Annotated in this window: 20 protein-coding genes; 8 read left to right on the top strand and 12 right to left on the bottom strand. The window is 72.1% G+C overall.

The features are described from left to right. The first annotated feature begins 100 nt into the window (after positions 1 to 100). The gene (locus ACWC09_RS09755) at positions 101 to 1489 is read left to right on the top strand and encodes an FAD-binding oxidoreductase (RefSeq protein ID WP_450850008.1); all 1389 of its coding nucleotides are present in this window, start codon (positions 101 to 103) and stop codon (positions 1487 to 1489) included. 90 nt (positions 1490 to 1579) lie between these two features. Here the strand turns inward: ACWC09_RS09755 and ACWC09_RS09750 are convergent, their stop codons facing one another. The 3 genes from ACWC09_RS09750 to ACWC09_RS09740 are packed head-to-tail and all read right to left on the bottom strand — an operon-like array spanning position 1580 to position 5907. After that, complete coding sequence (locus ACWC09_RS09750; RefSeq protein ID WP_450850007.1) at positions 1580 to 4711, bottom strand: carboxyl transferase domain-containing protein; 3132 nt, start codon at positions 4709 to 4711, stop codon at positions 1580 to 1582. Between the two features lie 4 nt (positions 4712 to 4715). Beyond that, the gene (locus tag ACWC09_RS09745; RefSeq protein ID WP_450850006.1) at positions 4716 to 5411 is read right to left on the bottom strand and encodes an HAD family hydrolase; all 696 of its coding nucleotides are present in this window, start codon (positions 5409 to 5411) and stop codon (positions 4716 to 4718) included. 19 nt (positions 5412 to 5430) lie between these two features. Next, complete coding sequence (locus ACWC09_RS09740) at positions 5431 to 5907, bottom strand: Lrp/AsnC family transcriptional regulator (RefSeq protein WP_450850005.1); 477 nt, start codon at positions 5905 to 5907, stop codon at positions 5431 to 5433. A 192-nt stretch (positions 5908 to 6099) separates the two neighbouring features. On the opposite strand from ACWC09_RS09740, the gene ACWC09_RS09735 reads away from it, so the two are divergent. Together ACWC09_RS09735 and ACWC09_RS09730 are read left to right on the top strand one after the other, a co-directional pair. After that, positions 6100 to 7584 (top strand): FUSC family protein, encoded by a 1485-nt coding sequence (locus ACWC09_RS09735; protein ID WP_450850004.1) that lies wholly within the window; start codon positions 6100 to 6102, stop codon positions 7582 to 7584. A gap of 79 nt (positions 7585 to 7663) precedes the next feature. After that, positions 7664 to 8698, top strand: coding sequence for a lactonase family protein (locus ACWC09_RS09730; RefSeq protein WP_450850003.1), 1035 nt, complete (start codon positions 7664 to 7666; stop codon positions 8696 to 8698). Between the two features lie 134 nt (positions 8699 to 8832). Here ACWC09_RS09730 and ACWC09_RS09725 read toward each other — a convergent pair whose 3' ends face one another. From ACWC09_RS09725 to ACWC09_RS09710, 4 genes are all read right to left on the bottom strand, one after another. Then, on the bottom strand, positions 8833 to 9756 hold the full coding sequence (locus ACWC09_RS09725; RefSeq protein ID WP_450850002.1) for a sirohydrochlorin chelatase: 924 nt from the start codon (positions 9754 to 9756) through the stop codon (positions 8833 to 8835). Positions 9757 to 9908: 152 nt separating this feature from the next. Further along, positions 9909 to 10916 (bottom strand): N-acetylglucosamine kinase, encoded by a 1008-nt coding sequence (locus ACWC09_RS09720; protein ID WP_450850113.1) that lies wholly within the window; start codon positions 10914 to 10916, stop codon positions 9909 to 9911. A 20-nt stretch (positions 10917 to 10936) separates the two neighbouring features. Continuing rightward, the gene (locus tag ACWC09_RS09715; protein WP_450850001.1) at positions 10937 to 11614 is read right to left on the bottom strand and encodes a uracil-DNA glycosylase; all 678 of its coding nucleotides are present in this window, start codon (positions 11612 to 11614) and stop codon (positions 10937 to 10939) included. A gap of 73 nt (positions 11615 to 11687) precedes the next feature. Continuing rightward, positions 11688 to 12773 (bottom strand): WD40/YVTN/BNR-like repeat-containing protein, encoded by a 1086-nt coding sequence (locus ACWC09_RS09710; RefSeq protein WP_450850000.1) that lies wholly within the window; start codon positions 12771 to 12773, stop codon positions 11688 to 11690. Positions 12774 to 13045: 272 nt separating this feature from the next. On the opposite strand from ACWC09_RS09710, the gene ACWC09_RS09705 reads away from it, so the two are divergent. Further along, positions 13046 to 13630: an Rv1733c family protein gene (locus tag ACWC09_RS09705; RefSeq protein ID WP_450849999.1), complete on the top strand. Its 585-nt coding sequence runs from the start codon at positions 13046 to 13048 to the stop codon at positions 13628 to 13630. 247 nt (positions 13631 to 13877) lie between these two features. On the opposite strand, the gene ACWC09_RS09700 is transcribed toward ACWC09_RS09705, so the two are convergent. Both ACWC09_RS09700 and ACWC09_RS09695 read right to left on the bottom strand, forming a co-directional pair. Then, positions 13878 to 15875, bottom strand: coding sequence for a HEAT repeat domain-containing protein (locus tag ACWC09_RS09700; protein ID WP_450849998.1), 1998 nt, complete (start codon positions 15873 to 15875; stop codon positions 13878 to 13880). Between the two features lie 87 nt (positions 15876 to 15962). Further along, the gene (locus ACWC09_RS09695; RefSeq protein ID WP_450849997.1) at positions 15963 to 17636 is read right to left on the bottom strand and encodes an acyl-CoA dehydrogenase family protein; all 1674 of its coding nucleotides are present in this window, start codon (positions 17634 to 17636) and stop codon (positions 15963 to 15965) included. Between the two features lie 71 nt (positions 17637 to 17707). Here ACWC09_RS09695 and ACWC09_RS09690 point away from each other — a divergent pair, with 71 nt between their 5' ends. Continuing rightward, on the top strand, positions 17708 to 18451 hold the full coding sequence (locus ACWC09_RS09690; protein ID WP_450849996.1) for a PaaX family transcriptional regulator C-terminal domain-containing protein: 744 nt from the start codon (positions 17708 to 17710) through the stop codon (positions 18449 to 18451). 78 nt (positions 18452 to 18529) lie between these two features. Here ACWC09_RS09690 and ACWC09_RS09685 read toward each other — a convergent pair whose 3' ends face one another. After that, the gene (locus ACWC09_RS09685; protein WP_450849995.1) at positions 18530 to 19333 is read right to left on the bottom strand and encodes a pectate lyase; all 804 of its coding nucleotides are present in this window, start codon (positions 19331 to 19333) and stop codon (positions 18530 to 18532) included. Between the two features lie 33 nt (positions 19334 to 19366). Beyond that, positions 19367 to 20344, bottom strand: coding sequence for a pectate lyase family protein (locus tag ACWC09_RS09680; protein ID WP_450849994.1), 978 nt, complete (start codon positions 20342 to 20344; stop codon positions 19367 to 19369). 343 nt (positions 20345 to 20687) lie between these two features. On the opposite strand from ACWC09_RS09680, the gene ACWC09_RS09675 reads away from it, so the two are divergent. From ACWC09_RS09675 to ACWC09_RS09665, 3 genes are all read left to right on the top strand, one after another. Next, entirely contained in the window at positions 20688 to 21779 is a 1092-nt protein-coding gene (locus tag ACWC09_RS09675; RefSeq protein ID WP_450849993.1) for a non-reducing end alpha-L-arabinofuranosidase family hydrolase, read from the top strand. A gap of 26 nt (positions 21780 to 21805) precedes the next feature. After that, positions 21806 to 23125 (top strand): extracellular catalytic domain type 1 short-chain-length polyhydroxyalkanoate depolymerase, encoded by a 1320-nt coding sequence (locus tag ACWC09_RS09670; protein WP_450849992.1) that lies wholly within the window; start codon positions 21806 to 21808, stop codon positions 23123 to 23125. Between the two features lie 156 nt (positions 23126 to 23281). Beyond that, complete coding sequence (locus ACWC09_RS09665; RefSeq protein WP_450849991.1) at positions 23282 to 23461, top strand: hypothetical protein; 180 nt, start codon at positions 23282 to 23284, stop codon at positions 23459 to 23461. Positions 23462 to 23476: 15 nt separating this feature from the next. Here ACWC09_RS09665 and ACWC09_RS09660 read toward each other — a convergent pair whose 3' ends face one another. Then, positions 23477 to 24556 carry an NADH:flavin oxidoreductase/NADH oxidase gene (locus ACWC09_RS09660; RefSeq protein WP_450849990.1) on the bottom strand — a complete coding sequence of 360 codons (1080 nt, stop codon included), beginning with the start codon at positions 24554 to 24556 and terminating at the stop codon, positions 23477 to 23479. Between the last annotated feature and the right edge of the window lie 65 nt (positions 24557 to 24621).

Here is a 24621-nt window from a genome sequence, read left to right as displayed (position 1 = left end):
CGAGCGCCCGAGCTAGGTGACGGCCACGGATGCCGCACAGGCGCAACGCGAGTAGAACATATAAAATCTACGCGTCTACGAGCAAAAGGGGAAAACCGCAATGTCCACCACACCTGCTCAGACGGCACGGCGGGAACTGGCCGACTTCGCCGGGGAGCTGATCGGTCCCGAGGACTCCGGCTACGAGGACGCCCGCGCCGTCTACAACGCGATGATCGATCGACGCCCCGCGCTGATCGCCCGCTGCGCCGACGCGGACGCCGTCGCCCGCGCGATCGGCTTCGCCCGCGCCCACGACCTGCCCCTCGCCGTCCGGGGCGGCGGTCACCACGGCGCCGGGATGGGCACCGTCGACGACGGAGTGGTCGTCGACCTGTCCCCGCTCAAGGACGTCCAGGTCCACCCGGCGGACCGCTCAGTCCGGGTCGGCGGCGGCTGCGTATGGGGAGAGGTGGACCGTGCCACCAACGCCTACGGCCTCGCCACCCCCAGCGGCATCGTCTCCACCACCGGCGTCGGCGGCATCGCCACCGGCGGCGGACTCGGCCACCTCACCCGCCGGTGCGGGCTGACCATCGACAACCTGCTCTCCGCCGACGTCGTCCTGGCCGACGGCAGCCAGGTGCGCGCCAGCGCCGACGAGAATACCGACCTGTTCTGGGCGATCCGCGGAGGCGGCGGCAACTTCGGTGTCGCCACCTCCTTCGTCTTCCGGCTGCACGAGATCGACACGGTGGTCGCCGGGCCGACCTTCTGGCCGGTCGAGATCAGCGCCGAAGTCCTCACCGCCTACCGGGACTTCCTCCCGAACGCACCTCGCGAGCTCAACGCGTTCTTCCTCCACGGCACCGTCCCGCCTGCCCCGCCGTTCCCCGAGGAGATCCAGCTCCGCAAGACCGCCGGCGTCGTCTGGTGCTACACCGGCGACGACACCGAGGCCGCCGCCCGCGAGATGGCCCCGCTGCTCGACGCCCTGCCCGCACCCATGCTGCACGCCGTCGGGCCGATGCCCCATCCGGCCCTGCAGTCCATGTTCGACGGGCTCTACCCGCCCGGCCACCAGTGGTACTGGCGCGCCGACTTCGTCAACGAGATCTCCGACGAGGCCGTCGAACTGCACGCCAAGTTCGGTGCCGAGGTACCCACCGTCCAGTCGACGATGCACCTCTACCCGATCGACGGCGCGGCCCACGACGTCGGCCCCGACGACACCCCCTGGGGCTACCGCGGCGCCACCTGGTCCACCGTCTACGCCGGCGTCGACCCCGACCCCGCCAACGCCGAGCTCATCAAACGCTGGGCCGTCGACTACTCCGACGCCCTGCACCCGTACTCGGCCGGCGGCGCGTACGTGAACATGATGATGGACGAGGGCCAGGCCCGCGTCCGCGCCAGCTACCGCGGCAACTACGACCGCCTGGCCCGCATCAAGGCCGCCCTCGACCCGGACAACGTCTTCCGGCTGAACCAGAACATCCGGCCCAGCTGACCACAGACGATCACCGAGGGGTGCCCCGGGCGGGGGACGGAGCACCCCGAGCCTCCGGTCACCCAAGGGTGTCCCCAGGAGGCCCGCCGGTCACCAGGTGTCGACGAACGGTCGATGTCCTGGTAGCGGGAGTGGGCTCCCCTCCAGCGCCGCCAGGATCCACTCCCGCGACCCGGCCGGGTCGAGCACCGCGTCGATCTCCAGCGCGGCCGCCGCGTTGACCGCCTTCCCGCGTTCGTACAGCTCGGCGACCCGCTCCTCGAAGGCGCGGGCCCGCTCGGCCGGGTCCTCGATCTCCGCCAGCTCCTTGCGGTAACCGAGCCGGACCGCCCCCTCGAGACCCATCCCGCCGAACTCCCCGCTCGGCCAGGCCGCCGTGGCCAGCGGCCCCCGCGTCGAGCCGCCCATCATGGCCATCGCCCCGAGCCCGTACGCCTTGCGCAGCACCAGACTCACCAACGGGACTCGGAGATTGGCGCCCGTCACGAAAAGTCGCGCGAAGTGCCGTACGGTGGCGGTGCGTTCGGCATCGGGACCGACCATGAACCCCGGGGTGTCGCACAGCGAGACCACCGGCAGCCCGAACGCGTCGCACAACTGCAGGAAGCGTGCCGCCTTGTCGGCCGCGTCCCGGTCGATCGCCCCGCCCAGGTGCGCCGGGTTGCTGGCCAGCAGCCCCAGCGGCCGCCCCTCGATCCGGACCAGACACGTCAGCACCCCGACCCCGAACTCCGGCCGCAGCTCCAGCACCGACTCCACGTCCGCGAGCCCCGCGACCGCCCCCCGCATGTCGTACGCCCGCCGCCGGTTCTCCGGCACGACCCGGCGCAGCAACCGCTGGTCCGGCGCCTCCCAACTCCCCCGCACCCCTTGGAAGTACGCCAGATACCGCCGCGCCACCCGCACGGCCTCCGCCTCGTCCGCGACAGCGACATCGACCACCCCGTTGGGCACCTGCACCGACAGCGGCCCGACCTCCTCCGGCCGGTACACCCCGAGCCCACCGCCCTCGATCATCGCGGGTCCGCCCATCCCGATCGTCGCGTCCGGCGTGGCGATCACGACGTCACAGCAGCCCAGCAGTGCCGCGTTCCCCGCGAAACACCGCCCCGAGACGATGCCGACCAACGGAACCGTCCCGCTCAGCCGCCCCATCCGCCCGAACGTGGTCACGTCAAGACCGGCCACGGCCGTGGTGTCCGTGTCCCCGGGCCGGCCCCCGCCGCCCTCGGCGAACAGCACGACAGGCAACCGCCGTCGCTCGGCCAGCTCCAGCATCCGGTCGGTCTTGCGGTGGTTCTGCAGCCCCTGGGTGCCGGCCAGGACGGTGTAGTCGTACGACATCACGACGCACGGGCGGCCGTCGACGCTCGCCGTGCCGGTGACCATGCCGTCAGCCGGCGTCGAGCGGATCAGGTCGTCCAGGGACCGCCGGCGCCGCTGGGCGGCGATCGCGAGAGCGCCGAACTCGGTGAAGGTGCCGGGGTCGCAGAGGTCCTCGATGTTCTCGCGGGCGGTGCGCCGGCCGAGCGCGTGCCGCTTCGCGACCGATTCGGGCCGGTTCTCGTCCAGCCCGAAGGCGTGCCGGCCGACGGCCTCGGCGAGATCCGGGCGGATGGCGTCCGGGTCCCCGAGTTCCTCGGCCGAGGTGTCCTGGTGGGAGCCGGCCACGTCGTCCAGTACGGCCACCACGGCACCCTCACCGACCGTTTGGCCCACGCGAGCGTGCAGCGACTGCACCACTCCGGAACCGGGCGCCCGTACCACGTGCTCCATCTTCATCGCCTCCAGCACCAGCAACTGCTGCCCGGCGCCCACCGGTTCGCCGGGGGAGACGTCGACGGAGAGCACCGTTCCGCTCATCGGCGCCAGGACTGCGCCGTCGGCCGACCGGACCTCGGGGACGGCGAGCTCGGTCACCACACCCGTGTGCGCCCAGAAGCGCGGCTCGGCGAGCACCTCGCGCAGCAGCGGAATCCCCGTCCTCACCCCCTCCACGCCGAACTCGCCCAACGCCCGCCGCGCCCGCGCGCACGCGGCCTCGACATCGCCGGACGGCAGGTGTGCGACCACCTTCGCCAGCAACGGGTCGTAGCGCAGGCCGACTTGATCCCCGGCGCGCACGGCCGTGTCGACCCGCACCCCCGGTCCGGTCGGCACGTCGAAGCGGGTGATCCGTCCTGCCCCCTCAGCGCTGACCCGCGCCTGCACGGCGAACCCGCGTGGAGCGACGGGCGGCCCCGACAGCCCCAGCTCCTCCAGCGGGGTCCCGGCCGCCAACCGCAGCTGTACGGCGACCAGGTCGACGCCGGTCACCTCCTCGGTGACCGTGTGCTCCACCTGGAGCCGGGGATTGGCCTCGATGAACCAGAACTCCTCGTCCCGGAGCAGGAATTCGAAGGTGACCAGGCTGGAACAGTGAGCGGCACGAGCCATCCGCAGGGCCGCGCCGAGGATCTTCTCCCTCACGGCATCAGGGAGTTCAGGCGCGGGCGCGATCTCGATCAGCTTCTGATGGCGTCGCTGGGCGCTGCAGTCCCGGTCCCACAGATGCGTGACGGCGCCGGTCGTGTCCCCGACCACCTGCACCTCGATATGCCGCGCCCCCTCCAGCAACCGCTCCGCATACAACTCGCCCCGTCCGAAACCCTGTTCAGCCTCCGACCGGCACCGCTCCCAGGCCTCGTCCAGCTCCTCGGCGTGCCGCACGACCCGCATCCCGCGACCGCCGCCCCCACCGACCGCCTTGACCATCACCGGCCCGTCCGCCAGCAACTCCCGTGCCCCGTCCGGCCCGTCGGCCCCGGCGAGCACGGGCACCCCCACGTCGACGGCGAGCTCACGGGCTCGCGTCTTGTCCCCGAAGACCGTCAGCACCTCCGGCGACGGCCCGACGAAGACCACCCCCGCCTCTGCACACCGCCGCGCGAACCCGGCGTCCTCGCTCAGAAAGCCGTAGCCGGGGTGGAGGAAGTCGCACCCGGTGCTCCGCGCGGCGGCGAGCAGCGCGTCCCCGTCCAGGTAACCGCTCAACGGCACGGCCTCGTCGGCCAGTTGTGTGTGCCCGGTGTCGCCGTCCTCGTACACCGCGACCGTACGCAGCCCGGCCTCCGCCGCGGCCCGCAGGACGCGTACGGCGACCTCTCCGCGGTTGGCGACCAGTACGGCGGCAGAACCCATGGAGCCCTCCAGGACACGGACATCGTCGACCGGCCCGGTCATGATCTCAGGCGGACCCGGCCGACCGCAGCAGCCAGTCGTAGGCCGCCCGCGCCGTGAACTCCGCCTGGCCGCCGCGCAGGAGCAGACCGGCGGTGGCGAACTCGGGAGCGTCGGCCTGTGCGGCGACGTACGGGATCGCGATGCAGCGCATCCCGGCCGCGTCCGCGGCGGCGGCGCCCGGAACGGCGTCCTCCAGGACCACACAGTCGGCCGGGGCCGCGCCGAGCCGGCGGGCCGCCTCCAGGAAGACGTCCGGCGCGGGTTTGCCCCGGGGCACCTCGTCGGCCGAGACGACGGTGCGGAGGTGGGCGTCCAGGCCGGTCCCCGCCAGGATCGCGTCGATGGCCGCCGGCGACGAACCCGACGCCACGGCCATCGGCACACCCTCCGTCGCCAGCAGCTCGACGAACGTGCGCATCTCGGGGTACGCGCGCGTGGACGTGCAGGCCAGCCCCAGATAGCGGCGGTCGGTGTCGGCGAAGAGCTCGTCGACGGACGCCGTCAGGCCGTACTCCCGCTTCCAGAGCGCGGCCGTCTCCAGCGTGCTGACGCCGACGTACCGCTCGTGCTCCGCCCAGGTGAAGTCCGGGATGCCGTGCGCGGCCAGGGTCTGCCGGCCCGCCTCGTAGTAGTTCGGCTCGCTGTCCACGAGGGTTCCATCGAGATCGAAGATGACCGAGAGAGTGCCGAGCTTGCTCACGGCCCCAGCATGGCAAAGGTCATGTGCGGGCCGCGCGTCCGATCGACTCGACGAGTGGCAGCAGCCGCTGCGGGACGCGCTCACGCAGAGCCACCTCGGTGCGGGTGCGCACGACGCCGGGCAGGCTGATCAGCTTCTGGATGACGTCTTCGAGGTGGGCGTTGTCGCGTGCCACGACCCGGGTGAGCAGATCCCCGCCGCCCGTGATCGAGAAGGCCTCGACGATCTCCGGCACGGCGGCCAGCGCGTCGCCCACATCGTCCAGATGCCCCTGGGTGACCTCGATGTGCACGAACGCGAGCACCGGGTGGCCGAGGGCGGCGGGGGAGAGCGTCGGGCCTGTGCCGGTGATCACGCCCTCCCGCTCCAGTCGGTCGAGCCGGGCCTGCAGGGTGCCCCGGGCGATGCCGAGGATCCGGGCGTACTCGCGCACGCTCGTGCGGGGCTGCTCCAGCAGCAGACGCAGGATGCGGGTGTCGAGCTCGTCGACGGCCATGGCGCGGCCTCCTCGTACGTGGTCCGTTGGCCCGCCGGTGGATGAAACGGAACCGAAATAACTGTGCCAATGGCTCAGTATATTCGGCGTCACTTGAGCCAGCCATGGCGGCAATGCTGCAATGTTCGCGTCGATGGCGCTGCGGACCCCGCGGCGCCTTTCTCATGCCGGTGTCCAAGGGAGCGGGTAGCAGTGCTGAAGAGGGTGTTCGTGGCTCCGGACCCGGGGCGGCTGCGGTTGCGGTTCGCCGCGCGCGCCGTCGTCGGGATCGGTCTGGCCGTGGTGCTGTGCGGTCTGGCCGGGGTCTCCCTCGCCGGCACCGTCACCGGCGGACTGGCCGCCCTGCTCGCCCTGTTCACCGTCACCGACGCCACGGTCCGCGGACAGGCCGTCACCACCGCCCTGCTGCCCGCCGTCGGCCTGCCGGTGCTCGCCGCCGCGGCCGAGCTGCACGACCACCCGGTCGCCCGCGACCTGACCTTCCTCGCGGTCATCGGCCTCGGCGTCCACGCCCGCCGCTGGGGCCCGCGCGGCCACAGCCTCGGCGTGTTCGCGTTCATGACCTTCTTCGTGGCGCAGTTCCTGCACGCGACGACGGAGCGACTGCCCGAGCTGTACGTCGCCGTCGCACTGTCCCTCCTCACCGCGGCGGCGGTGCGCTTCGGCCTGTGGTGCTACGAGGCCCAGCTGCCCCCGGCGCCGGTGCCCGCCCCGCCCGCCGGCACCGGCCTCGCCCGCCTCACCACGCGCCAGGCCGTCCAGGCGACCGCCGGCGCGGGCTTCGCCCTCGTCGTGGGCCAACTGGTCTCCGGCCAGCGCTGGTACTGGGCCGTCGGCGCCACCTGGTGGATCTTCGTCAACACCGCCTCGCGCGGCGAGACCCTGGTCCGCGGTTTCCGCCGGGTCCTCGGCACGGTGATCGGCATCGGCCTCGGCCTGCTCGTCGCCGTACCGGTGAACGGGGCGGGACTCCCCACGGCCGTCCTCCTCGCCGCCTGCGTCTTCGGGATCTTCTACACGGCCGCGGTCTCGTACACCTGGATGATGCTCTGCGTGACCCTCCTCGCCGAGCTCCTCTACGGCCTCCTCGGCGTCCTCACTCCCGGCCTGCTCGCCCTGCGGCTCGCCGAGACCGGCGTCGGCGCGCTGGGCGCGGCCCTCGCCGTGCTCCTGGTCCTGCCGGTCACCACGCACACCACCACCGACGCCTGGATCCAGCGGGCCCTGCGCTGCGTGCACGCGTGCACCGCGGAGGCGGCGGCCCGGCTGGCCGGTTCCGCGGACGCCGACCCGGCCTCCCGGGTGACCGAACTGGAGCAACTGCTGGGCCGCGTACGGCTGTCCGTCGCGCCGCTCGTCCACCCGCTCAACCCGATGCCCGGCCGCAAGGAGCGCGCCCGCCGGGTGCTGGCCCTCCTGGACGACTGCGCCCGCGAGATCCGCGGTCTGGTCTCGGTCGCCGCCGACCCGGAGGCCTCCCACGACGCCCGTCTGGCCGCCGCGTGCCGGCGCGTGGAGGGGGCGGTGGAGGCGCTCACGGGTGGGGGGCGCGATCGGGTCGTGACCGTCACGCCGGACGCGTCGGCGGCCGGCCCTGCCCTGACCCATCTGCACGGCCTGGAGCGGGCCCTCGCGGAGCTGGCGACGCCGCTGCGGACGGCCGTTGCAGCCCCGTGAATTGATCCCGTATGGTCTAGACCGCACGTGATCGACTGCTACGGTCACCCCGACGGCACAGAACCGAGAGGGGACAGCGGTGACAGACGGCGGCGGACGGCGACGGCGGGCCTTCATCGGGTCGTTCACGGCGGCGGGAGGCCCCGGGATCGTGACGGCGGCCGTCTCCGCCGACAGCGGCGCTCTGACCCTCCTGAGCAGCTTGAACGGTGTTCCCGACCCGTCCTACCTGGCCCTGGCGCCCGGCGCGGCCACCCTCTACGCGGTCAGCGAGACGGCCGAGGGCGCGGTGGCGGCGTACCGCGTGAAGGGGGACCGGCTGGAGCGGGCCGGTACACCGGTCCCGGTCGGCGGTGACGGACCCACGCACCTCGGCCTCTTCGCCGGTCACGTCCTGACCGCCAACTACGGCTCCGGCAGCGTCACCGCCGTACCCGTCCGCCCCGACGGCACGCTCGCCGACACCGCCTCCGGAGTGCTCCGGCACACCGGCTCGGGCCCGCACACGCGCCGCCAGCAGGGCCCGCACGCCCACCAGGTCCAGGCCGACCCCAGCGGCCGCTGGGCCGTCAGCGTCGACCTCGGCACCGACTCGGTCCGCGTCTGCGCCCTGACCGACGGCACCCTCGCCGTGCACCGCGAGATCGCCCTGCGCCCCGGCTCCGGCCCGCGCCACCTCGCCTTCCACCCGGACGGCACCCGCGCGTACGTCGTCAACGAACTCACCCCGACCGTCACCGCCTGCCGCTGGGACGCCGAGGACGGCACCCTCAAGCCCCTCACGGAGACCCAGGTGCTGCCCGGCGCCCCCGCGGGCGACGCCTACCCGTCCGGCATCGTCGCCTCGCCCGACGGCCGCTTCGTCTGGATCGCCACCCGGGGCGAGGACGTCCTGTCCACCTTCGCCGTGGAGGGCGACGACCTCCGGCTGCTCGGCACGGGCCCGTGCGGCGGCCACTGGCCCCGCGCCCTCACCGAGTCCCACGGCTTCCTGTACGCCGCCAACGAGCGCTCCGGCGACATCACCTGGTTCGCCGTCGACCCGGACACCGGACTGCCGCGCTACGAGGGCTCGGTCGAGGTCCCGGCCGTGTCCTGCGTGGTCTTCGACTGAGCCTGAGGTACACCCGCTGGGCCCTGAGGCAGACCGCCGAGTCCCGAGGCGCGCCGCGCACATGCCGAGGGCCCGCTCCCGAGTTCCGGGGCGGGCCCTTCGGCGTTTCTACGGCCGTGCCGTGCGCGTCGGCGTCAGCGGACCGGCGCGCCCTGCGGCTGCTGCGGGGCGATACCCAGGGCCGTCGTGTACTTGGCGAGGGCGAGCTTGCCGATCGCCGGGTACGGGCCGAGCGCCTCGGCGGCGGCACAGCCCGCCTCCCTGGCCGCCTCCTCGATCAGGCCCGGGTCGATCTCCGGCCCTATCAGGTACGGCGCCAGGGCGAGCTGTTGCGAGCCCGAGCCGCGCAGCTGCTCGGCGACGGAGGCGATCGAGCCCTCCTGGTCCAGGGCCGCCGCCATCACCGGCACGGCCAGACGCGCGGCGAGCAGCATGCCGGTGATCCCGGCCGCCTGCACGGCCTCGTCACCGCCCACGGACGCCAGGATGATGCCGTCCGCCGCGGTCGCCACGGTGAACAGGCGGGCGCGGTCGGCGCGGGCCAGACCCGCCTCCGACAGCCGCACGTGCAGCGCCTCGGCGAGCAGCGGATGCGGGCCCAGGACGTCGGTCAGGTCGGCCGCGACGCGGCTGTCCATCACGGCCTGGCGGACGACTCGCAGCAGCGCACTGTCCGGACCGGCCAGCAGCGGCACGACGACGGCCACGGGGCCGTCCGGCTCCTTGACGTCGAGGCCGGCGGCCTTGGCCTGCTCGAAGCGGGCCGTGCGCTCCTCCGCGGCATGCACGAGCACGGCCTGGAGCGTGGGGAACTCCTGGTCGTCCCCGTCCAGGTAGCCGATGCGCGCGTCGAGGCCGGGGAGCTCGGAGCGGGCGATGCTCACGACCTCCTCGGCGAGGCTGCGCGTGGCCGGGGCGGGGGTGCCCGGCACCGCGAGGACGAGCGCGGGCGCGCCCTCGGGAGCCGCCAGCGGCTCGGGTCGGCGGTGCCGCCCGGGCTGGCGAGGTCGCGGCATTCGTACTGGCAGGCCGGACGCGGGCCCAGTGGGGGAGCTCATGGCGACGCATGTTACTGGCTTCCTGGGTTCCCCTGTTCGGGGAGGGTGCAGGTGAGCGGTATCCGTCCGGTTTTGTCTGATGAGTTACGGACAGATCAGAAGAGATTGCTGTACGAACCGGGCGCTTTTGTGAAGCGTGATGCCCCGTCCCTCTAACCGGTCATCACGGACAACATCGCCGCGTCACCCGGGAGGGTGAGCGTGCCCGCCGCGAGGTCGACCGCGATGCGCAGCGCACCCTCGAGGGGATCGCCGGCGGCCGCCACCCGCCGTGCGTGCGGGAGTTGTATCGCCAGCTCCTCCGCCACCGGTACGAGCAGAGGCTCGCCCATCTTGAAGAGGCCGCCGGTGAAGGCCACTCGGGGCTCGCCGCCGGTGGGGCACACCGCGGCGGCGGACTCGACCATGTGCCGGGCCGCCGTGCGCAGGAGGTCCGTGGCCACCGGGTCGTGCCCGGCGCAGGCGGCGACCCGGGGTGCGAAGGAGGCGAGGACGGCGGGCCGGTCCGGACGCGGGTAGAGCTGCCCGGGCAGCCCCGCCATGGGCCCGAACTGCTGCTCGGCGCACGCCAACAGGACCGCCGACCCGCCGGGCCGCCCGTCGTGGGCACGGAGCGCCGCCTCCAGCCCGGCCCGCCCGATCCAGGCGCCGCTGCCGCAGTCGCCCAGCAGATGTCCCCAGCCGTCGGCGCGACACCAGTGGTCCAGGTCCGTGCCGACGGCGATCAACCCCGTACCGGCGGCGACCACGGCCCCGGGCCGCGCGCCGAGCGCACCCACGTAGGCGGTGACCGCGTCGGCCGCGAGGGCGACCGCCGGTACCCCGAACTCCCGCCCGAGGGCGCCCGGAAGCTCGGCACGCAGAGCATCACCGAGGCTGGCGAGCCCGGCGGCCCCAACGACCGCGGCCCGCAGCTCCGTCACCCCACTGTCGGCGAGCAACACCCGCACCATCGGCACCAGTTGCTCCATCAGATGCCCGGGATCGATCCCCCGCGCCCCGATACGCACCGGCTCCGACGACGCGCGCTGGGCCAGAACGGTCCGGTGGCTGTCGGCGACGACGACACGCAGGCCCGAGCCTCCGGAGTCAACGGCGAGGACACCGACAGGGCCGTCGCCCGGTCCGCCGGCGGCTTCGCCGCCCGTGCCCGGTCCCAGCCCGCCGCCACCCCCGTCGGTCACGGCAGACGCCAGTCCACCGGTTGGCCGCCCTGGCCGATCAGGAGGTCGTTGGCTCGGCTGAAGGGGCGGGAGCCGAAGAAGCCGCGGTCCGCGGACATGGGGGAGGGGTGGGCGGACTCGACCGAGGGGAGGTTGCCGAGAAGCGGGCGCAGATTGCGGGCGTCACGGCCCCACAGGATGGACACCAGGGGTTTGCCGCGGCCGGCCAGCGCGCGTATCGCCTGCTCGGTGACCTCCTCCCAGCCCTTGCCGCGATGGGCGCCGGGCTTGCGAGGGGCGGTCGTCAGCGCTCTGTTGAGCAGCAGCACCCCTTGTTGCGTCCACGGCGTCAGGTCGCCGTTGGACGGCTGGGGCAGGCCCAGGTCGGTGTTCAGCTCGCGGTAGATGTTGATGAGGCTGCCCGGCAGCGGACGCACGTCCGGCGCCACCGAGAAGGACAGCCCCACCGCATGCCCGGGTGTCGGATACGGGTCCTGCCCGACGATCAGGACGCGTACGTCGTCGAAGGGCTGCTGGAAGGCCCGCAGGACGTTCGCCCCGGCCGGGAGGTAGGTGCGCCCCTCGGCGATCTCCCCCCGCAGGAAGTCCCCCATCTCGGAGATCCGCCCGGCGACGGGTTCAAGGGCCTGCGCCCAGCCCGCTTCGACGATTTCATGCAACGGTCGTGGTGCCACGGGCGTCACCCTACTGCCGTACGGGCAGCGGGAATCAACCAGTGGCCAAGGCCCCCCGATCCCCCCACCCGGCTCATCCGACCACCGCCGCCCGCACACACAGCACGTCCGGCAGATGCGAGGCCAACTGCTGCCAGCTGTCACCGTCGTCGGCCGACGCGAACACCTCGCCGTTGCGGTTGCCGAAGTACACGCCCGCCGGGTCGGCGTCGTCCGTGCACATGGCGTCCCGCAGCACCGTCCCGTAGTGGTCCTCCCGGGGCAGCCCCGCTGACAGCGGCTCCCAGCTCTTGCCCGCGTCCGTCGTGCGGAAGACCCGGCACCGGTGGTCGGCGGGCACCCGGTCCGCGTCGGCGTTGATCGGGAACACATACGCCGTGTCGCCCCGCCTGGGGTGGGTGGCTGCCGCGAAGCCGAAGGTGGACGGCAGCCCCGCACCGATGTCGGTCCAGTGCGCGCCCGCGTCGTCGCTTCTGTACACACCCCAGTGGTTCTGCAGATAAAGCCGGTCCGGTGTCGCCGCGTCCTGGGCGATCTTGTGCACGCACTGCCCGAACTCCGGGTTCGGATCGGGCAGGAACACCGCGGAGACGCCGGAGTTGGACGGCGCCCAACTCGCCCCGCCGTCCGTCGTCCTGAACACCCCCGCCGTGGACACGGCCACCGTCACCGCCCGCGGGTCGCGCTTGTCCGTGATCACGGTGTGCAGCCCCTCGCCACCGCCTCCCGGCACCCACTTCGAGCGCGTGGGGTGCTCCCACAGCGGACGAACCAGCTCGAAGGTCTCCCCGCGGTCCTCCGAGCGGTAGAGCGCGGCCGGCTCGGTCCCCGCATACACCACGTCCTCCTCCGCGGCCGCCGGGTGCAGCTGCCACACCCGCTCCAGCGAAGCCCCCGTGTCCTTGGGGAACTTGACGGCCGGCTGCGGCGGCTCGGTCCATGTCCGGCCCAGGTCGTCGGAGTGGAACACGGACGGCCCCCAGTGAGAACTGTCACCCCCGGCCAGCAGCCGCGGCCGGTCGCCCCGGGTGTCGATGGCCACCGAGTACATGGCCTGCGCGTTGAAATACGGACTTTCGTCGAACTCCCAGACGCCACCCCGCCGACGCCCGATGAACAGGCCTTTTCGTGTCCCTACGGCAAGCAGTACCTCGGTCATCCCGATCACCTCCGCGACCTCTTTGTCCCAGACATTGGCCAGTCTGCACCCCACCACTGACAGTCACCCCCGGAAGTCGCATCGCCACTGGTCAGCGGGGTGTCGAAGGTCTGTGACGGTGCTCTTCCGGCCTCTTTCCCGAAGTCCCCTGCGGGATGCGCGGACTCGTGCGACCGTCGAAGTGCCGGTACCCGGCCTGAGCATCCGGGGACCCGGGCCCGTATGGGATGGAGATCGGGGATGGTCATGTGCTCATGAGGAGGAAGCCTTCGATGGCGTTCCGTGGTCCGAAGGTGTGGCTCTGGCGCTGGCGCCACAATCCGCTGAAGCGCCGCGCCGACACGGTGGAGGCCTGGGTCGTGCTCGGCGCCTGGCTGGTCACCGTGGTCGCCGGAGTGCTCGCCGGTCTGACGGCGACCCAGTCCGTCGAGCACGGGCTGGCCCGGGAGCGGGCCGAGTGGCAGCGGGTCGAGGCGCGGCTGACCGCGAAGGCTCCCGGAAAGGCCACCGCCGACACGGCGACGGTGAGCGGCGACCAGGTGTGGGGCAATGTCCGCTGGACCGCGCCGGACGGCACCAGCCACACCGGGCAGGTCCGGGTCGCCCCCGGCAGCCGGGCCGGCACCACGGTCCCCATCTGGTCGGACCCGCAGGGCCATCTGGTCACCAAGCCCGCCACGGCCTCCCAGGCCCATCTGCGAGCCTCCCTGATCGGCGTCCTGGTCGGCATCAGCGCCGCGGCGGTCCCCTTCGTGGGCGGCCGGGTCCTGTGCGGCCGGCTGGAGCGCCGCCGCATGGACCTCTGGGACACCGAGTGGTCCCGTTTCGGGCCGCTCTGGGGCCGCAAGACGAGGTGACGAGCGGTACGCGGACCGGGCGGCCGACCAGGCCGCCCCGGCTGCGACCGGTGCCCGGCCCAGCGCCGCGCCAGGTGCCACGGGCGCGTGGCCCATCGCCGCGTCAGCTGTCACGGGCGCCCCGCTCAGCGCCATGGCGCTGCCTCCGCTGCTCGGCCCAGCCCCAAGGCATCCGTCATCGGCGCCCGGCCCACGGGAGTGCCGGCCGCGATCGGCGCCGACCGCCGGGACGTGACTCGCGGTACCGCTACAGGTCGCCCACCCCTTCCCGGCACACCCGCAGCAGCTCCAGGTCCTCGACGATGTCGTGGCTGCCGTATCCGCCGGACGAAGTCTTGTGCCGCCGGGGGGAGGCGAGTTCCGCGCGCAGCAGATCGTGGAGCGGCTCGCCCGCGGGCCCCAGGGCGACGACGCAGGCCGCGACGGTGCGCCGGGTGTGCGGGTTCTGCTCCCACGCGGCCCTGAGGACCGGCGCGGCGAGCTCCGGGTCCCCGCCGATCCGCCACAGGGCACACGCGGCCGCCGTCCGCTCCCACAGATCGTCGGACCCCGCCATGCGGCACAGCTCGGGCAGTGCGGCACGGGCCGGTGGCCCCAGGCGCGCCAGAGCATCGGCCGCAGCCCGTCGGCCGTATCCCTCGCTCGCCAACTCGCGCATCAGCACGGGCAGTACGGCTGAGGCATCGCCCTCCACCGACCACAAGGCCACCGCCGCGGCGACCGCCGACTCGGTGTCCAGCAGCCCCCGCAACGCGGGTATCGCCTCCCGCGCCGCCGCCCCGAACGCTTCCAGCGCCCGCACCGCCGCCTCCCGCAGCCACCGCCCGTCCGATGCCCCCAGCAGCAGCCGCAGCACCTCCGGCACGGCCTCCGCGTCACCGAGCGCCCCCAGCGCCGACAACAGCGGTGCCGCCCGGTCGTACATCTCGGGTGAATCGAGCCCTACGCCCCCGAGCCGGTGCCGCAAAGCCGGTGCCAACGGAGCACCGGCGGAGCCGAGATGGACGACCGCACGCCCCAGGTCGTCCGGCACGACCGGCCCGGCCAGCACCTGGGCCAGCACAGGCACCGCCCGCGGATCTCCGCACCGGGCCAGTGCCTTGACCGGGTCGCCCAGCGTCGGCGCCCCGCGCTCCCATCGCCGTACCCAAAGATCGGGACGTGAGGTGACCAGGGCATGGAGGTCGTCGGCGGCCGGAGCGGCCAGGTCGAAGAGGTCCTCCAGGACGGACAGTGCCGCCTCGCGCAACCGGTCGTCCTCCGTGCCCAGTTGGGCGCCGACCAGCGCCACGACCTCGCCGTAGTCGGCCCGCCACTCGCGGAGCAGCCCGGGGGTCATCCACACCGCGTTGCATCGATCGGTCGCATCCGGGCTGCTCAACTGCCCCACCAGCAGGGCGATCCGGTCGTCCACCCGGCCGTCCAGCGCCCGGTGCAGGGTCCGCATCAGCTGCGAGCCCTCCTCGTCCGAGGGGCGCAGCCTGCGCAACCGGCCGACGAGCGTGTCCGTGTCCGGCCGGCCGGGTTCCTCCGGTCGGCACGGACGCCGTCCGGAGCGCTCCCTCAGCAGCCGAACGACGGTCGGCACCAGGTCGGCCGGGAGCCGGGCGGGCGCGCAGCCCGCGAGCTGCCCGAGCGCGGCCAGCCGCAGCCCCGGGCCGAACGGCGGAGCGCTCTGGGCTGTCAGAAGCTCCACCGCCCGGGCCGCGTGCCCCGGGTGCCGGCGCGCGAAGACCCCGAGACCCTCCGTGAGGGCGAGCAGCACCCGGTCGTCCCGCTCCACCGTGATCCGCTCCCGCAACAGGCCCAGCACCCGCGCCGGTTCGTCCAGGAAGCGCACCAGCGCGCCCGCGGTCGCCCGCCGCACCTCGGACTCCGGGTCCTCGGCCAGCCGGGCGAAGACCCCGGCCCCCGCCCGGACCGCGGTGCGCGCCATCGCGTAGGCGCCGTCGGCACGCTCCCGGTCCTCGCCCTCCTGTCCGATGCTGACCAACAGCTCCACGATGCCGCCCCGCTCCGGCACCGCCTCGCTCGCCACGAGCGCGAACAGAAACGGAATGCAGGCCAGCGTCGAGTCGTACACATCTCCCTGGTGGTGCACCGCCCCGTACATCCCGTCGAGCGCGATCTCCCGCTCGGCCGGGTCCCCCGACGCCAGCCCCCGCAGCAGTCCGGGCACGTCCTCCGCACTGCCGTACGCATGCCGCAGCGAGGCCCAGTCGACCTCGTCGATCCCCGTGAACACGTTGTCCTCCCCAGGCGAAGTGCCAACTGATCGTGAGTCTGCACCACGCCACTGACAACGAAGCGGAATCGCGAGGTGACGGTGTGCCTACAACAGGCTCAACCGCCCGTCGGGCAGCGCCCGTTCCAGGATCGCGTCCAGGCCGGCGCCGTCGGGCAGGGTGCCGAAGGCGTGTCCCCAGTCGCCGCCCAGCCGGGTCGCGCAGAACGCGTCGGCGACGGCGGGCGGGGCGTGCCGGACCAGGAGGGAGGCCTGCAGGGTCAGTGCCATCAGCTCGACCAGGCGGCGCGCGGTGGTCTCGGAACCGGCGGCCAGCAGTCCCTCCAGGCGGGCCACCGCCGCGTCCAGTCGGGCGTCCGCGCCCCGGGCCAGGGCGAGTTCCTCGAAGAGCGCCTGCGCGGTACCCGGCTCCCGGCTCAAAGCCCGCAGCACATCAAGGGCGTTGACGTTCCCCGAGCCCTCCCAGATCGACAGCAGTGGAGCCTCGCGGTAGTGGCGGGGCATGCCGGAGTCCTCCACATAGCCGTTGCCGCCCAGGCACTCCAGGGCCTCCGCGGTGAAGGCCGGGCCCCGCTTGGTGACCCAGTACTTGCCCACGGCGGTGGCGATCCGCCGGAAGGCCGCCTCACCCGCGTCCCCGCGGACCGCCCGGTCGGCCGCCCCGGCCAGCCGCAGCGTGAGCGTGGTGGCGGCCTCGGACTCCAGGGCGAGGTCGGCCAGGACGTTGCGCATCAGCGGCTGGTCGATCAGCCGGGCCCCGAAGGCGCTGCGATGGCGCACATGGTGACCCGCCTCGACGAGCGTCTTGCGCATCAGCGTCGCCGACATCATCACGCAGTCCAGCCGCGTGCAGTTGACCATCTCGATGATCGTCTTGACCCCCCGGCCCTCCGGCCCGACCAGCCAGGCCACGGTTGCGTCGAACTCCGGCTCGGAGGAGGCGTTGGAGCGGTTGCCGAGCTTCTCCTTGAGGCGCTGGATGCGGAACGTGTTGCGGGTGCCGTCGGGCAGGACGCGCGGCACCAGGAAGCAGGACAGGCCTTCCGGGGCCTGTGCCAGCACCAGGAACACGTCGCACATCGGCGCCGAGGTGAACCACTTGTGCCCGCGCAGCGTGTACACGCCGGGCTCGGCGGTCGCCGTCGCCGTGGTCGAGTTCGTCCGGACGTCGGAGCCGCCCTGCTTCTCGGTCATCCCCATGCCCGCGAGCAGACCGGGCTTCTCGGTCGGCACCCGCAGACCCGGCTCGTACACGCGGCTGGTCAGCAGGGGTTCGTACACCTTGGCCAGCTCGGGCTGCGCGCGCAGGGCGGGGATCGCCGCGTACGTCATCGACGTGGGGCAGCCGTGCCCCGCTTCCGTGTGTCCCCACACCAACCCGCCCGCGGTACGGGCCACATGGGCACCCGGCCGCTCGTCCGCCCACGGGGAACCGGCCAGCCCCTCGGCGACCGCGGTGCGCATCAGGTGGTGCCAGCTCGGGTGGAAGTCGACCTCGTCGACGCGGTTGCCGTACCGGTCGTGCGTACGCAGCACCGGCTCATGGACGTTGGCCAGCTCGGCCCACTCCTGCGCCTCGGCACTGCCGGCCCCGAGACCCAGCCGCCGCAGATCCTCCTCGGCCCACCCGGCGCCCTCGCGGCGCACCCCCTCCAGCAGGGCGGTGTCCTCGGAGGCGTCGTACGGCGTCAGGGGAGGGGGCTGGTTGGTGACGTCGTGCGTGGCGTACTGCGGCTGCGTGGGGGAGGGTGTCGAGACCATGCCGACATGTTGCACCCTTCCTGCGGCTGTAGCAATGATGCAACAAGAAGACGCACGTACAGTACGTCCCCATGCGCATGAACGTCTCGGAGCGGCCCGGCGAGGTCGACCTGCGGCCCCTGTCCGCACGGTCGGTCGTGCTGAGCCTGCTGCTGGGCACGCACCCGCCGGAGCTCCCGGTCAAGGACCTCGTCCGCGCGGTGGAGCCCTTCGGCGTCGGCGGCTCCACGCTGCGTGCCGCGCTCAGCCGGATGGTGACCGCCGGTGACCTGCGGCGCACCGATTCCGTGTACCGGCTCAGCGACCGCCTGCTGGCCCGCCAGCGCCGCCAGGACGAGTCGGTGGACGCCCACACGCGCGCGTGGGACGGCGACTGGGAGATGGTGGTGATCACGGCGACCGGCCGCGGTCCCGCCGAACGTGTCGACCTGCGCGCCCGGCTGACCGCGCTGCGGCTCGCGGAACTCCGCGAGGGCGTCTGGCTGCGCCCCGCCAACCTCACCCGCCCGCTTTCCGAGGACCTGGTGCCGGTGGCCCGGTCCTTCACCTCCCGCCCCGACCGGCCGCCCCGCGAACTGGCCGCAGACCTCTGGCCGTTGGACGCCTGGGCCGCCACCGCCCGCGCCCTGCTGGCCCACATCGCGCGGGCGGACCGCCCCGCCGACCGGCTCACGGCCTTCGCCGCGGTCGTACGCCATCTGCTCACCGACCCCGTGCTGCCCCCCGAACTCCTGCCCGCCCGCTGGCCGGGGACGGCCCTGCGTGACGCCTATGCGGAGTACCGGCGCGAGTTCACCGGAGCCATCGGGACATGAGCCATCGGGACATGACAGGGCGGCCGTACGAAGCGCCGTGCGGGTGCGCTTCGTACGGCCGGATTCCCCGTGGGGGGCCTACTTGTAGGTGATGTCGGACGACGAGTACTTGCAGTACGTCCCGTCGGCGCCCGAGCCGTTCTTCGGCGGCTCCGCACCCGTGTTGTTCCCGATGTACTTCTGGCAGGGGACGATCTTCTTGCTGGAGTCCCCGACGATGGTGATCTTCTTCAGGGTCGCGCTGTCGCCGTAGTTGGTGTTGATCCCGACGAGCGCGCTGCCCTTGTAGGTCGCCTCGATGGTGTTGAGGTTGATGGTCCGCTTGTACTGCGTCTTGCAGTTGCCGCAACTGCGCACCAGCTTGCCGAAGTTCTGTACGGCGAAGTTGGAGACGTTCAGCGTCCCGGCGCCGTTGAACTGGAACACCTTGTCGCTGGCCTCCTTCGCGCCACCGCCGGAGACGGTGTACACGTTGGACGACGAGGAGCCGCGGAAGGTCGCCGCGTCCTCGCCGACGTCCTCCCACCACACGTTCTGCAGCGTGCAGCTGCCCTCGCAGTGGATGCCGTCCGCGGCGGGGGCGCCGATGATGACGTTCTTCAGAACGGTGCCGGCCGCCAGGTCCAGGATCGGGTCCTGGTCCTCGTTCTGGCCGCCGGTGCCGAGGTCACCGCTGCCGTAGAGGCGTTTCATCCCGTAGTCCTTGGTGCCGGACAGGGAGATGGTGGCGGTGACGGCCTGGCTGCCGTTGGCGGTGGGCCAGGTGGCGGCGCTCGCCGGCGAGACGCTATCTGTCATGATCATGACAGATGAGAGCCCGAGTGCGGCCAGGCCTCCGGCCAGTGCGCGCCGGCGGGCACGCGTGCGTGCTGGTGAAGTCATGTCCTGGTGCCTTCTTCCAGGTGGGGGGTGGGGTCAGAGCTTTCCGGCGCCCGCGCCGCCGGTCACCGAGGTGACGACGGACGAGGCCGGTTCGGCGGTGTAGCTGTAGGGCGGGCTGGTGAAGGTGCCGACCTGTGAGATCTCGGTGGTGGCGCCACCGAGATCGTTGCCCTTGAGGTTGGCGTAGCCGTCCTCGTCGCTGTCGCGGCTGGTGGTGACGGCGACCTCGGTGGAGCGGAACACGTTGTTCTCGACGAGCATCTGGGCGCCCATGCGCGAGTGCACGGCGGTCTCGGCGCCGACGACGTAGTTGTCGTAGAAGTGCCCGGTGCCGAAACGCAGGCTGGGGATGCGGGAGTTGACGTTGTCGAACCAGTTGTGGTGGTACGTCACCCGCAGATGCCCGGTGTCCTCACTGGCGTTGCTGTCGCTGTGGCCGACCAGGGAGCCCTTGTAGTGGTCCTTGAAGGTGTTCCAGGAGACCGTCACGTAGTCCGAGGCGTGGGTGATGTCGACCAGGCCGTCGTAGTAGTCCTTGCCATGGTCGCGGTCGGACGACAGGGAGTTGTGGTCGATCCACACCTTGGTCGACTTCTGGACGGTGATCGCGTCCGTGCCGACCGCCTTGCTGAGGTTCAGATTGCGGACGATCACGTTGGTCGCGTTCTTGAGTCGCAGTCCGCCGCCGGTGAACCCGGACGACGAACCGACGCCCAGCACCGTGGTGTTGGAGCCGATGTCGACCTGACCGCTCAGCGAGATCAGGCCACTGACCTTGACGACCTTCGAAGTGCTTCCGGCGACCGCCGACTTGAAGGCGCTGAGCGTCGAGACGGTCACCGCCGACGCGCTGCCGCCGCCGGTCGTGCCTGCGCCGAAGCCGACCGGCGAGGACTCGGCGGCCGAGGCGGACTGGGGAAGGGTGAGCACGGTGACCGTCACGAGGGCCGCAGCCGCGGCCGTCACCAGCGTGGATCTTTGCGCGTGTGTACGTGGGGGGCGAGTACGCATGCGGGTGCGTCCCTTCGGGAGGTCCAATTCGATCATGTATCTGAACGATGTACGTCATGCTGAACTCATCGCGCGAGCAATGTGGCGGTTTGACCCATCAGGGGCGCCTCTCGGTCACATCGCTGAACGGAACGTAGAGGGTAAGCGCTTTCTGGTCAACGCTTTGCGCAAAAGACATTCCGTCAGCCCTGGTGGGTGGCAAGGGCTTGTCCGGATCTGGGTGCCGAAGTGGTGTGGGAGCGCTTCCATGGCGGTCGTGTCCATGCCACCATGCGGGGCGGACGGTTCCCTTTTCCGGGAGATTCCCGAGAGATTCCGAGAGGTTTCCGAAAGGGGCGAGTCGATGACGACTCCGCGCACGCGTACGTTCGCAAGTGGACTGGTGTCGCTCCTGCTGGCGGTGGGCACGCTGGTCCTGTCACCCGGGCCGGCGAGCGCCGACGGGGCCGGCCGGGCGGGCCCGCTTCCGGGGTCGTTCACCTGGTCCTCGACCGGCCCGCTGATCAGCCCGCAACCGGACGCGACCCACCCGGTCGTCTCGGTCAAGGACCCGACGGTCTTCCGCTACAAGAATCGCTGGAACGTCTACATGACCACCGCCGACACCTCGGGCCGGTGGAGCCTCGCTTACACGAGCTTCGCCGACTTCGACAAGGCGGCGACCGCCCCGCAGACCTTCCTCGACACCAACCCGAACATCGGCACCCGGTACGCGGCCGCCCCGCAGGTCTTCTACTTCGCGCCGCAGAAGAAGTGGTACATGGTCTACCAGACCGGACCGCCGTCGTACTCCACCACCAACGACCCCACGGACCCGTCCAGTTGGAGCGCGCCGCGGAACTTCTTCGACAGTGAGCCGCCCGCCGTCACCGAGAACAAGGGCAGCGGCGGCTGGCTCGACTTCTGGACCATCTGCGACCGGGCCGACTGCTACCTGTTCTTCTCCGACGACAACGGCCACGAGTACCGCGCCCGGACCACGCTCGCCGAGTTCCCGAACGGTTTCCGGGACACCACCGTCGTACTCTCCGAGCCCAACCGCTTCGACCTCTTCGAGGCGAGCAACGTCTACCGGCTGGGCGACAACGGCACGTACCTGATGCTCGTCGAGGGCCTGGCCACCGGTTCGGACTGGCGCCGCTACTTCCGGGCCTGGACCGCCGACAGCCTCGACGGCACCTGGACGCCGCTCGCCGACACCGAGGCCAACGCCTTCATCCGCTCGAACAACGTGACCTTCGCGGACGGGCAGAGCGCCTGGACGACCGACTTCAGCCACGGCGAGATGATCCGCGACGGCGTCGACCAGACCCTCACGGTCGATCCCTGCCGACTGCGCTTCCTCTACCAGGGCATGGACCCGGGCGCGACCGGCGACTACTCCCAACTCCCTTGGCGTCTCGGGCTGTTGACCCAGACCGAGGCCTCCTGCTGAACACCCGTCGAGAAAGGAGCAAGGCCGTGTCCACCCGCACCCGCACAGCCGCGAACAGACCCCTGCGGAGGGTCCTCCTGGCGCTGGTGACCGCACTCGTGCCGTTACTCGCCGCGGTGACGCTCACCGCACCCCCGGCCACCGCCGCCGCGCGCGCGGCCGTACCCACCGCGACCCTCACCGAGGTCACGAACTTCGGCACCAACCCCAGCAACCTGCAGATGTACCTGTACGTCCCCGACAGCGTCACCGCACACCCGGCGGTCGTCGTGGCCGTGCACTACTGCACCGGCTCCGGGCCGGACATGTACAACGCCACCGAGTGGCACCAACTCGCCGACACCTACGGCTTCGTCGTGATCTACCCCTCGGTCACCCGGGCCAGCAAGTGCTTCGACGTCTCCTCGCCGCAGGCCCTGAAGCGGGGCGGTGGCAGCGACCCCGTCGGCATCAAGTCGATGATCGACTGGGTCACCCGCACCTACAACGCCGATACGACGAAGATCTTCGCGACCGGCATCTCCTCCGGCGCCATGATGACCAACGTCCTGCTGGGCGACTACCCGGACGTCTTCGCGGCCGGCGCCGCCTTCTCCGGCGTGCCCTTCGGCTGCTTCGCCACCACCGACGGCTCCGAGTGGAACAGCGCGTGCGCGAACGGCACGATCACGCACACCCCGCAGGAGTGGGGCGACCTGGTGCGGGGCGCCTACCCCGGCTACACCGGGCCGCGCCCGCGTATGCAGCTGTGGCACGGCACCGAGGACGCGACACTGCGCTACCCCAACTTCGGCGAGGAGATCAAGGAGTGGACCAACGTGCTCGGCGTCAGCCAGACCCCGGCCGCCACCGACACTCCCGTCTCCGGCTGGACCCGCACCCGCTACGGCTCCACCGGTGACCAGGCCCCCGTCGAGGCGATCAGCCTCCAGGGCGTGGGCCACAACCTCTACACGTACGGCATGGCGTCCCGCGCCCTCACCTTCTTCGGTCTCGACAGCTCGGGTCCCGCGCCCCAGCCGCAGCCCGGCGCCTGCAAGGTGACCGCCACCACCAACGCCTGGAACACGGGCCTGACCGCCTCCGTGACCGTCACCAACACCGGCACGACGACGATCAACGGCTGGCAGCTCGCCTTCACCCTGCCCACGGGGCAGACGATCACCAACGGCTGGGGCGCCACCTATGCGCCGAGCACCGGGGCGGTGACGGCCACGAACGCCTCGTACGACGGGACGATCGCCCCGAACGCGAGCGTGTCCATCGGCTATCAGGCGAACCACACGGGGAACAGCGCGGCGCCGGCCGCCTTCACGCTCAACGGGACGGCCTGCACGGCGGGTTGACCTTCTCGCGTCCTCCTGGGGTCGGAGGCGTCCGGCTTCGGCCCACAGGATGTCTCCATCATGGGCACAGTAAGCGCTCACGTTCTTCGCGGTTACGTCCCACCCGCTCTGATTTATTTGCTGGTCGGCCGTACCGCACCGAGAAGGATCATTCCTGTGACACCGAACGCGACCCACAACGACCACCTACCGGTCTACGACAGCCTCGTCCGCGAACGCGGCGACGTCGTCGCGGAGACCCGCGAAGTGGCCGAGAAGGCGCAGCACCAGGCGCTGCAGGGGCTCCACGGATACCCCGTGGCCGATGCGGACCTCTCGGACTTCGACCCGCAGTGAGACCCTCGGCGGGCCCTAGACCGAGCGGTGGTACTGCTCCGGCACGTGCACATCCCCGCCCAGCTCCCGCGCCGCGTGCCGCGCCCACGACGGGTTGCGCAGCAGCTCGCGGCCCAGCAGCACCGCGTCCGCCTCGCCGTTGGCCAGGATCTTCTCGGCCTGTTCGGCGTCCGTGATCAGTCCTACGGCGGCGACGGGCAGGGACGTCCCGGACTTCACCCGGGCCGCGAACGGCACCTGGTAGCCGGGCCGGACCGGGATGGTCACGCCGGAGGCGTTGCCGCCGGTCGAGACGTCGAGCAGGTCGATGCCGTGGCGCTCGAGGTCGGCGGCGAAGCGGACCGTGTCGTCGGCACTCCAGCCGCCCTCCTCCAGCCAGTCGGTCGCCGAGACACGGAAGAACAGCGGCTTGTCCGCCGGCCACACCGCCCGTACGGCGTCCACGACTTCGAGCGCGAAGCGGGTGCGGTTCTCGTACGAGCCGCCGTAGGCGTCGGTGCGGTGGTTGGAGTGCGGCGAGAGGAACTCGTTGATCAGGTAGCCGTGGGCGCCGTGGATCTCGGCGACCTCGAAGCCGGCGGCGAGGGCGCGGCGCGCGGCGTCCGCGAACCGGCCGACGATCTCGCCGATCTGATCGTCCGTCAACTCGTCCGGTACCGGGTGCCGTTCATCGAACGGGACCGCACTCGGGGCGAGCGGCTGCCAGCCCTGCGCCTCCGGTCCGAGGGGCGCGCCGCCCTTCCACGGGCGGTCGGTCGACGCCTTGCGGCCGCCGTGTGCCAGTTGGATGCCAGGCACCGTGCCCTGCGAGACGAGGAAGCGGGTGATGCGGCGGAACGCCGCCACCTGTGTGTCGTTCCAGATGCCCAGGTCGTACGGGGAGATCCGGCCCTCGGGCGACACGCCGGTGGCCTCGACGACGATCAGCCCCGTGCCTCCGGCCGCCCGCGCCGCGTAGTGCGCGAAGTGCCAGTCGTTCGGTGCGCCGGTGTCGGGGCCCTCCGTCGCGGCCGAGTACTGGCACATCGGCGCCATCCAGACCCGGTTCGGGAGGGTCACGTCGCGCAGGGTGAAGGGCTGGAAGAGGGCGCTCATGCGGAGCTGCTCCGTTCTCGCGGGACGAAAGGCGCTCGTACGATAGGCATCGTAGTACGGCAAGT

Source organism: Streptomyces sp. NPDC001617 (assembly GCF_053596855.1).
This window is presented reverse-complemented; position numbering and strand designations above follow the sequence as displayed.